The sequence below is a fragment of the Saccharopolyspora sp. genome (assembly GCF_017434145.1).
Classification (GTDB): Bacteria; Actinomycetota; Actinomycetes; order Mycobacteriales; family Pseudonocardiaceae; genus Saccharopolyspora_C; species Saccharopolyspora_C galaxeae.
Genome location: NZ_JAFRFW010000657.1, coordinates 1 through 9,001, shown reverse-complemented (window position 1 = coordinate 9,001; position 9,001 = coordinate 1). Strand labels below are relative to the sequence as shown.

The window sequence follows — 9,001 nt, the reverse complement described above, 5'->3', positions numbered from 1 at the left end:
GGGCAAGGAGCGGCTGTCGATCTCCGGCTACTGGCGGGAAGGCAAGACCGACGAGCAGTGGCGCGCGGAGAAGGCGGCCGAGAAGGCCGCCGAGAAGACCTGACGAACATCGCCGCGGGGCCCGCGATCAGCCGCTGATCGCGGGCCCTTTTTGCGTTTCCGGCAGCGGATTCACCGCTCAGGGCGCAGCCGCGGGCACTGCGCCGGACGAGTAATCATGACGATCAATATAACGGTCAACGTTGACTTTCCGATCGGCGCCGCTGCACGGTGGCGGTGGCGTCGATCACATTCGCGGCGCGTCGTGGTCTTCTGGTCCTGGCTGCCTCTCGAGAAAGCAGGTGCCCCGCATGGCGAACACGTCACCGCGCGCCACCGAGCGGCTCGACGCCGTGATCGTCGGAGCCGGCTTCACCGGGCTGTACATGCTGCACAAGCTCCGCGAGTCGGGCCTGCGCGCCCGGATCTACGAGGCGGGTTCCGACGTCGGAGGAACCTGGTACTGGAACCGCTATCCGGGAGCGCGCTGCGACGTCGAGAGCGTGGACTACTCCTACTCGTTCTCCCCGGAACTGGAGCAGGAGTGGAACTGGCAGGAGCGCTACCCCGCGCAGCCGGAGATCCTCGAATACCTGCGGCACGTCGCCGAACGCTTCGACCTGCGCCGGGACATCGTGTTCGACACCCGGGTGGCGGCCGCGCACTACGACGAGCCGAGCGCGACGTGGACGGTGTATCCGGAGCAGGGCGATCCCGAGCAGGGCGATCCGGTGCGCGCCACGTTCTGCGTGATGGCGACCGGCTGCCTGTCGGTCCCGCAGATCCCGGACATCCCCGGTCTCGACGAGTTCGCGGGACCGGTCTACTACACCGGCCGGTGGCCGCACCGCGAGATCGACTTCACCGGGCAGCGGGTCGGCATCATCGGCACCGGTTCTTCGGCGGTGCAGAGCATTCCCGTGCTCAGCGAGCAGGCCGCGCAGCTCACCGTCTTCCAGCGCACCCCCGCTTACACGGTGCCCGCGCGCAACCACCCGCTCGAACCGGAGGTGCAGCGCGAGATCAAGAAGAACTACCGCGAGCGCAGGCGGCTGGCGCGGCGCTCGCAAGCGGGCATGGTGCGCGAGGACACCGCGACGTGCGCCCTCGAAGTCGACGAGCAGGCCCGGCGCGCGGAGTACGAGCGGCGTTGGGAGATCGGCGGTCCGATGCTGCTCGGCGCCTACGCGGACCTGGCCAGCGACGCGGCGGCGAACGAGACCGCGGCGGAGTTCGTGCGGGAGAAGACCCGCGAACGGGTCGACGACCCGGACGTCGCCGAAGCGCTGACCCCGCGCAGCTATCCGTTGGGCACCAAGCGGATCTGCGTGGACATCGACTACCTCGAAACGTTCAACCGGGACAACGTGTCCCTTGTGGACTCGCGGGCGGAGCCGCTGCGGGCGATCACCGAGCGCGGGGTGCGCACCGCGGGCGGTGAGCACGAGTTCGACTCGCTGGTGCTGGCGACCGGTTTCGACGCGATGACCGGTGCGCTGACCAGGATCGACGTCCGCGGGCGGGATGGCGCGGAGCTGGCGGCGAAGTGGTCGGCGGGTCCGCGCACCTACCTCGGGTTGGGCGTGGCCGGGTTCCCGAACATGTTCCTGCTGGCCGGGCCGGGAAGCCCTTCGGTGCTCACGAACATGATCACTTCCATCGAGCAGCACGTGGAGTGGACCGCGCGCTGCATCGAGCACGTCCGAGCGGGCGGCTACGAGTCGATCGAGGCCACCGCTGCGGCCGAGGACGAGTGGGTCGCGCACGTCAACGAGGTGGCGGACGGAACCCTGTTCCCGCGCGGCAATTCCTGGTACCTCGGCGCGAACATCCCCGGCAAGGAGCGGGTCTTCATGCCCTACGCGGGCGGGTTCGCCACCTACGAGGACACCTGCGAACAGATCGCCGCCGACGACTACCGCGGCTTCTTGCTCAAGTGAGCGCTTCCCCGCCGGTTCCGAGTGAACGGCCTGCTCGTCCAATCTATTGGGACCAACGGTCCGTTCGCTCACGGTCCACCGCGCATAGGCACCCCGTGCTGACACCCCGACGCGCCACCCCAACTGGGCAGGTTGAGCCGAGTGAACGGCCTGTTCGTCCCACTAGATTGGTCAAACGGTCCGTTCGCTCGGTTCGGCAGTGGCGGGGACGGCGGGTGTCCGCGGGGTGGCGGAGCGTGGCGTGCCGGGGGTTACGGGCGCGGACCGTTGCCATCCGAGGTGCGGATTCTTAGCGTTGCCACGGCATCGTGCGCAGCCGGGATTCCGGCGGCGGTTGGGAGGCGTGGCATGGCGATGGTGATGAGGCGGCGCGGACAAAGTGCGGGCGGTCGCAGGACGGGCGAGCGCACGGCGGGCGGGCGCCGGTGAAGCCCTTCCACGCCCTGCTCGTGCTGCCGGTGATCGCACTGCTGGGCACCCCGTTCTTCCCGTTCGTCAACAGCGCAACCCCGTGGTTCGGCCTGCCGTCGGTGCTGGTGTGGGTGTGCGCCTGGTGCGTGCTGACCAGCCTGATCCTGGCGTTCGTGCTGCGCCGCGACGAGCGGTCCGGGCGGCTGGCGCCGGATGCGGAGGACGGCGCATGATCGTCACCGCGCTGGCCGGACTGTTGCTCATTGCGGTCATCGGCCTGCTGGGCAGGCGCGGCGGCGGGTTCGACCTGTCGTCCTGGACGGTCGGCGGGCGCCGGTTCGGGGCCGTGGCGACGTTCTTCCTGCAGGCCGGGGAGATCTTCACGACGTTCACGTTCCTCGGCATCTCCGGGGTGGTGCTCGGCGGCGGTGTCGCCGCGATGTACATGCCGTCGTACCTGGTGATCGGCTACGTCGGGATGTTCCTGGTCGGGCCGCTGGTGTGGCGGCTGGGCAAGCGGCACGGCTATCGAACCAACCCGGACATGCTGCGGCACCGGTTCGGCTCGCCGGTGCTCGGCGGGATCACCGCGGTGCTGTCGATCGTGTTCTTCATGCCGGTCATCCAGGTGCAGCTGATCGGGCTCGGCACGATCGTGTCGTTCATGACCGGCGATGAGACCACGGGCACGACGAGCATCGTCGTGGCGATGGTGCTGGTGCTGCTTTTCGTGGTGTGGTCCGGATTGCACGGCGTGGCCGCGACCTCCTACCTCAAAGACGTGCTCATGGTGCTCGCGCTAATGATCATCGGGGCCGGTGTGCTGCTGGCGCGGCAGCCGGAGGGCGGGTTGTTCGCCTCGGTGCTCGGCGGCGCGCGCGAGCTGCTCACGATCCAGCCCGGCGGCGAGTACGGCACGGTCTGGTACGTCTCCAGCGTGCTGGTCAGCGGCGCCGGGTTCGGCTGCATGACGCTGCCTTCGAGCTGGCCCGCGGTGCTTTCCGGGAATTCGGCGCGGGCAGTGGCGTCCAACCACGTCTTCCTCCCGCTGTACACGGTGGCCGTGGCGATCCCGGTGCTGGTGGGCTTCTACGCGGTCGCGGACGGGCGTTCCGCGGACGGCAACGCCGCATTGCTCGGCATGGCCCGGGAGACGTTGCCGCCGTGGCTGCTGGCCGTCGTGCTGATCGCGGGTGCCGCGTGCGCCATGGTGCCCGCCGCCGGCGGATTGATCTGCGTCGCGACGCTGGTGTCGAGCAACCTGGTGCCGAGCGGGATGCCCGCGGAGTCTCGGCTGCGGGCCAGCCGCGTCACCGCAGGGGTGGTTTCGGCGCTGGTGCTGGCCTTGACGCTCGGGCGCCCGGAGCTGATGGCGGACCTGTACCTGCTGACCTACAGCGGAATGATCCAGCTGGCACCGGCGAACCTGCTCGCGCTGCGCGAGCGCGTGCCGGTGCGCGCCGGGGCCGTGCTGGCCGGAGTGATCGCGGGCGAGTGCGTGGTGCTGGCTTCGGCGGTGACCGGGGTGACGCTGTTCGGCGTCAGTTCCGGGCTGGTCGGTCTCGCGCTGAACGTGCTTGTGCTGGGCGCGGTTTCGGCCGTGCTGCGCCGGTCCACGCCGGAGGCTGCGCCCGAGGTGGTCCGCAGCGGCCGGTGAGCCGCCGATCCCGGCGAACCTGCTCCGGGGGCGACTCGTTGAAGCGGCGAGACCGCCGCGGCGCTGGTACCGCGGCGGAGCAGGGCGGCGGTACGCGGATCGGTTTTTAGCTGTGACGTGAGCGGCACTGGACCCCTACGGCTCCGTAGCACGGCGAAAATCGTGCGGACGATTCACGAACCGCACGGGAGTGGCATGACGCTGACCGCGCTGCTGATCTTCGCCGGAACGCTGGCGCTGGTGATCTGGCGGCCGAAGGGGCTCGGCATCGGCTGGAGCGCGCTCGGCGGCGCTGCCGTGGCACTGGCAACGACCGTCGTCGGCTTCTCCGACGTGCCCACGGTGCTCGGGTTGGTGTGGAACGCCACCCTGGCGTTCGTCGCGATCGTGCTGGTGTCGCTGCTGCTCGACGAGTGCGGTTTCTTCGAGTGGGCCGCGCTGCACGTGGCGCGCTGGGGACGCGGCGGCGGGCGCCGGCTGTTCGTGCTGGTCGTGCTGCTGGGCGCGGTGATCTCGGCGGTGTTCGCCAACGACGGCGCCGCGCTGATCCTCACGCCGATCGTGCTGCGGGTGGTGCACGCGCTGCGGTTCCCGCCGCGGGCGGTGCTCGGGTTCGCGCTGGCGACCGGGTTCGTCGCCGACACCGGAAGCCTGCCGCTGGTGGTGTCGAACCTGGTCAACATCGTCTCGGCGGACTTCTTCGGCATCGGGTTCACCCGCTACGCGCTGGTGATGCTGCCGGTGGGGGTGGTGTCGGTGGCCGCGAGCCTGGCGGTGCTGTGGTGGTACTTCCGCCGCGACGTGCCGCAGCGCTACAGCACCGACGCGCTGGGCGAGCCGGCTTCGGCCATCAGCGACCGGCTCACCTTCCGCGCAGGCTGGGTGGTGCTGGTCCTGCTGCTGGTCGGTTACTTCGCCGCCGAACCGCTCGGGGTGCCGCTGTCGGCGGTGATCGGAGCGGGTGCGCTGGCGCTGCTGTCGGTCGCCGCCCGGTGGCCCGCATTCGCTTACGCCGCAACGGAATCCCGGCTGGTGCCGGCCAGCAGCCCCAGCAGTTCCGTCGGGCTCGGCGATTCCGGTGCTGCGCGGCGCATCCCGGTCGGCAAGGTGGTCCGGGAGGCGCCGTGGCAGATCGTGCTGTTCAGCGTCGGCATGTACCTGGTCGTTTACGGACTGCGCAACCAGGGACTCACCCGCGAACTTGCCGGGCTGTTCGGCTGGTTCGGCGCGCACGGGCTGCTCGCCGCGGCGGTGGGCACCGGTGTCGTGGTGGCCGCGCTCGCTTCGGTGATGAACAACCTGCCGACGGTCCTGATCGCCGCGCTGGCGATCGGCGCGACCAGCGCACCGGGCCTGGCGCACGAGGCGATGGTGTACGCCAACGTCATCGGCTCCGACCTCGGGCCGAAGATCACGCCGATCGGCAGCCTCGCCACGTTGCTGTGGCTGCACGTGCTCGAACGGCACGGGGTGCGGATCGGATGGGGCCGCTACTTCCGCACCGGCATCGTGCTCACCGTGCCCGTACTGCTGGTGACGCTGTGCGCGCTCGCCGGCTGGCTCGCTGTGCTGGACGCCTAGGTAGGGGTCATAGACACCTGAGAACCCGCCGGTTGTCCGGCTGAGTCCCCGGGCGCCGCAAGCGGTTGCCGCTACTTCTCAAGCAGAACCCGCGGCAGCGCGCCGCTCGCTCAGCTGAGCTTGAAATCCCCGTCGCCGGGCAGCAGGCGGTCCTCCATCGGCTGGCCGTGCTGGCCGTTCGAGGCGCGCCGCCGGTAGTTCGCCAGCGCATTGCCCAGCCGGTCCCGGGCGGCCCGCGCCACCGAGTCGTCGGCTCCGATTCCCACGTGGGCGCACACTGCCGCGGTCAGCTGTGGGCGCGCGTTGTCCAACTTCTCCTCCACGCCACCCAGTGTGCAGCCACCGGAAGCCGATCTTCGCAGCGGGCCGCCCGGAAGAGTTCCCCGTCACGCCGGGGAACTGCGCGCCTCGGCCGACCACTCGTGCAACATCTCCGCGGTGACGGGAACTCCCGGGAAGCGGGTCATCCGCTCGGCCGGGATCGCCCGCACGAGCTTGATCAGCTGCGGATCGGAGACCAGCTCGCCCATCATTCCGCCGCCGCCCAGCGCGGACAGCAGCCGCGGGCCGAGCACCGGGTGGTCCAGCCAGGTGCCGAGCTCCGAGCCCGGAGTCGGCACGCCCCGCACGGTTTCGCCGGTCAACTCGATGGTCGTGCGCAGCCGGATGTCCCGGGAGGAAGTGCCCGCGTGCAGCACGAACTCGCCGCCTTCCACGACCCACCGGCCCATCGAGGTGTGCCAGTAGGCGAACGCGCGGCTGCCGAGTTCGAGCGAAACCCGTTGGCTCGCACCGGGTTCCAACGCGACCTTGCGGAACGCCTTGAGCTCCTGCTCCGGCCGCTGCGCGGCGGAGACCGGGTCGCCGACGTAGAGCTGGGCGACCTCGGAGCCCGCCCGGCCGCCGGTGTTGGCGACGGTGAACTCCACGCGCACGCTCGGTTCCGGACCGTCGTCGAGGATCCGCACGTCCAGGTCGCGGTATTCGAACGAGGTGTAGGACAGGCCGTGGCCGAACGGGTAGCTCACGTCGAGCCCGCGCGCGTCGTACCAGCGGTAGCCGATCAGCGGCCCCTCGCCGTAGCGGACCGCGTCGAACTCTCCGGGGAAGTTGCCGAACGCGGGAGTGTCGGCGTAGCGCACCGGGATCGTCTCGGCGAGCTTGCCGGACGGGGTGACCGCGCCGGTGAGCACGTCGGCCAGCGCGGCACCGCCCGCTTGGCCGGGCAGCCAGCCGTGCAGCAGCGCCTTGGCGTGCTGCTGCCACGGATCGACCGTCACGACCGAGCCGCCTGCGAGCACCACCACGATCCGCTCCTGCACCTCGGCTACCGCGTGCAGCAGTTCGAGCTGCTCGGCTGGCAGGTCCAGGTGATCGCGGTCGAAGCCTTCGGACTCCGCGTCCGGCGGCAGGCCGAGGAACAGCACGGCGACATCGGCGCGCGCGGCCACCTCGACCGCCTCGGCGATGCCGTCGGAGCTGCCGGAATCGACGGAATAGCCGGGTGCGAACGGCACCTCGCCGGGCAGCGCCGCGCGCAGTGCGCTGAGCGCGTCGTCCAGCCGGGTCGGCACCACCTGGGAGCTCCCGGCGCCCTGGTAGCGCGGCGCCCGGGCCAGTTCGCCGAGCACCGCGACCGTGGAATCACCTTGCAGCGGAAGGATTCCGTCGTCGTTCTTGAGCAGCACGGCGCTGCCCGCGGCGGCTTCCCGGGCCAAGGCGTGGTGTTCGCCGGAGTCGTACTCGCCGCCCTCGCGCAGCGCCGGTCGCGTGCGTTCGACGAGCCGTAGCAGGCGCTGCACGGCGAGGTCGATCTCGTCCTCGCTGACAGTGCCCGCCTCGTAGGCGTTGCGCACCACCGCGCCGCCCAGTCCGCCGGAAGTCGGCATTTCCAGGTCGAGTCCGGCCCGCAGCGCGTCGTCGCGGCTGCTGACCGCGCCCCAGTCGGAGACCACGAGCCCGTCGAATCCCCACTCGCCGCGCAGCAGGTCGGTCAGCAGCCACCGGTTCTCGGAGGCGTAGACGCCGTTGATCCGGTTGTAGGAGGACATCACCGTCCACGGGCGGGCCGTGGTGACCACGTGCTCGAACGCGGTGAGGTAGATCTCGCGCAGGGTGCGCTCGTCGACCTCCGCGGAGATCGACATCCGCTCGGTCTCCTGGTTGTTCACCGCGAAGTGCTTCAGCGAGGTGCCCACGCCCTGCGCCTGCACGCCTTCGACCAGGGCGGCCGCCAGGTGCCCGGCCAGCAGCGGATCCTCGGCGAAGTACTCGAAGTTCCGCCCGCACAACGGCGTCCGCTTCATGTTCACGCCCGGGCCGAGCAGCACCGAAACCCCTTCGGCGCGGCATTCCCGGCCCAGCGCCGCACCTACCCGGCCGAGCAGGTCCACGTCCCAGGAGCAGGCCAGCGCGGCCGCGGTGGGGAAGCAGGTGGCGGGCACGCTGTCGCCGATGCCCAGGTGGTCGCCGCCTTCGGGCTGCTTGCGCAGGCCGTGCGGGCCGTCGGTGAGCGTGATCGGCGGGATGCCGAGGCGGGGGAGTGATTCGGTGTGCCAGAAGTCCGAGCCGTCCAGCAGCGCGATCTTCTCGTCGAGCGTCAGCGCCGTGCTGTGGAACTCCTCGGCACTTGACGTGGTCATGGCGGCCTCCTCGCACGATCTCCGGTCGGCGCTCACGCGCCCGCTCCGTCCACTCCTACCTGAGATCGTCCCCGGTCGTCGCACCTCGCCGCCGCCCGCCGGGCCTGGTGGACGATCTTGGTGCGCAACGTCTCACGAGGGATTTCCCGAGCGGATGTTCCCTCCGGCGGCGCGGACCCAGCCGGATTCGCCCGAATCGTCGCAGGTCATCGCCCTGCTCGGGCTACACGTCGGTACCCAGCTCGTGCCCGGCTTCTGTCCAGGGTTCTAGCGCACTCCCGATCTAGTGTCGAGATGCGACGACCGGCGGTGCGAACGGCGGGTCGGATGAAGACGGGGGAGGCTTTCGCGTTGACCGACGGCTGGTGTCCGCAGTGGATGGTCCGGCTGCGGCGCACCGCGCCGAAGCGGCGCGGTGCGGTGGCGCAGGCCGTGCTGTTCACCGGGGTCGGCGGCCTGACCACCGGGATCAACGCGGTGCTGTACCTGTTGCTGCGCAACATCCTCGACACCGGACCCGCGAACCTGCTGTCGCTGCTGCTCACGACGCTCGGGTCCACCGCGGTGCACCGCCGCATGGTGTTCACCGGTATGCCGGTGCACAGGCTGCGGCTGCACCTGCAGAGCGCGGCGACGCTCGCTTTCTATTGCGTGTCCAGCGCAGTTGCGCTGGCCCTGCTGCATCTTGCCGACGACGATCCCGGCAGCGTCGCCGAGGCCGCGGCGGTCGC

General features: G+C 70.5%; 7 protein-coding genes and 1 pseudogene. 6 read left to right on the top strand and 2 right to left on the bottom strand.

Annotation, left to right across the window (positions count from 1 at the left end; all coding sequences use genetic code 11):
• From IJH84_RS18020 to IJH84_RS18000, 5 genes and pseudogenes are all read left to right on the top strand, one after another.
• Nucleotides 1-103 (top strand): annotated as a pseudogene (locus tag IJH84_RS18020) (siderophore-interacting protein); the annotation flags it as partial.
• 247 nt (nt 104-350) lie between these two features.
• The gene (locus IJH84_RS18015) at nt 351-1,979 is read left to right on the top strand and encodes an NAD(P)/FAD-dependent oxidoreductase (protein ID WP_295146529.1); all 1,629 of its coding nucleotides are present in this window, start codon (nt 351-353) and stop codon (nt 1,977-1,979) included.
• Nucleotides 1,980-2,404: 425 nt separating this feature from the next.
• The gene (locus tag IJH84_RS18010) at nt 2,405-2,623 is read left to right on the top strand and encodes a DUF3311 domain-containing protein (RefSeq protein ID WP_295146528.1); all 219 of its coding nucleotides are present in this window, start codon (nt 2,405-2,407) and stop codon (nt 2,621-2,623) included.
• Nucleotides 2,620-4,047, top strand: coding sequence for a sodium:solute symporter family protein (locus IJH84_RS18005; RefSeq protein WP_295146527.1), 1,428 nt, complete (start codon nt 2,620-2,622; stop codon nt 4,045-4,047). Before IJH84_RS18010 ends, IJH84_RS18005 begins: the two co-directional genes overlap by 4 nt.
• Nucleotides 4,048-4,242: 195 nt before the next feature.
• Nucleotides 4,243-5,628 carry an arsenic transporter gene (locus IJH84_RS18000; protein WP_295146526.1) on the top strand — a complete coding sequence of 462 codons (1,386 nt, stop codon included), beginning with the start codon at nt 4,243-4,245 and terminating at the stop codon, nt 5,626-5,628.
• Nucleotides 5,629-5,738: 110 nt separating this feature from the next.
• On the opposite strand, the gene IJH84_RS17995 is transcribed toward IJH84_RS18000, so the two are convergent.
• Nucleotides 5,739-5,951 carry a hypothetical protein gene (locus tag IJH84_RS17995; protein ID WP_200072407.1) on the bottom strand — a complete coding sequence of 71 codons (213 nt, stop codon included), beginning with the start codon at nt 5,949-5,951 and terminating at the stop codon, nt 5,739-5,741.
• Between the two features lie 63 nt (nt 5,952-6,014).
• Nucleotides 6,015-8,270 carry a glycoside hydrolase family 3 C-terminal domain-containing protein gene (locus IJH84_RS17990; protein WP_295146525.1) on the bottom strand — a complete coding sequence of 752 codons (2,256 nt, stop codon included), beginning with the start codon at nt 8,268-8,270 and terminating at the stop codon, nt 6,015-6,017.
• 327 nt (nt 8,271-8,597) lie between these two features.
• Here IJH84_RS17990 and IJH84_RS17985 point away from each other — a divergent pair.
• The coding region (locus tag IJH84_RS17985) for a GtrA family protein (protein WP_295146524.1) at nt 8,598-9,001 on the top strand (404 nt) is incomplete at its 3' end.

Excerpts from the sequence above, each read along its gene's own strand:
- IJH84_RS18015 (WP_295146529.1), top strand. The coding sequence starts at position 351 with ATGGCGAACACGTCACCGCGCGCCACCGAGCGGCTCGACGCCGTGATC.
- IJH84_RS18005 (WP_295146527.1), top strand. The coding sequence starts at position 2,620 with ATGATCGTCACCGCGCTGGCCGGACTGTTGCTCATTGCGGTCATCGGC.
- IJH84_RS18000 (WP_295146526.1), top strand. The coding sequence starts at position 4,243 with ATGACGCTGACCGCGCTGCTGATCTTCGCCGGAACGCTGGCGCTGGTG.
- IJH84_RS17990 (WP_295146525.1), bottom strand. The coding sequence starts at position 8,270 with ATGACCACGTCAAGTGCCGAGGAGTTCCACAGCACGGCGCTGACGCTC.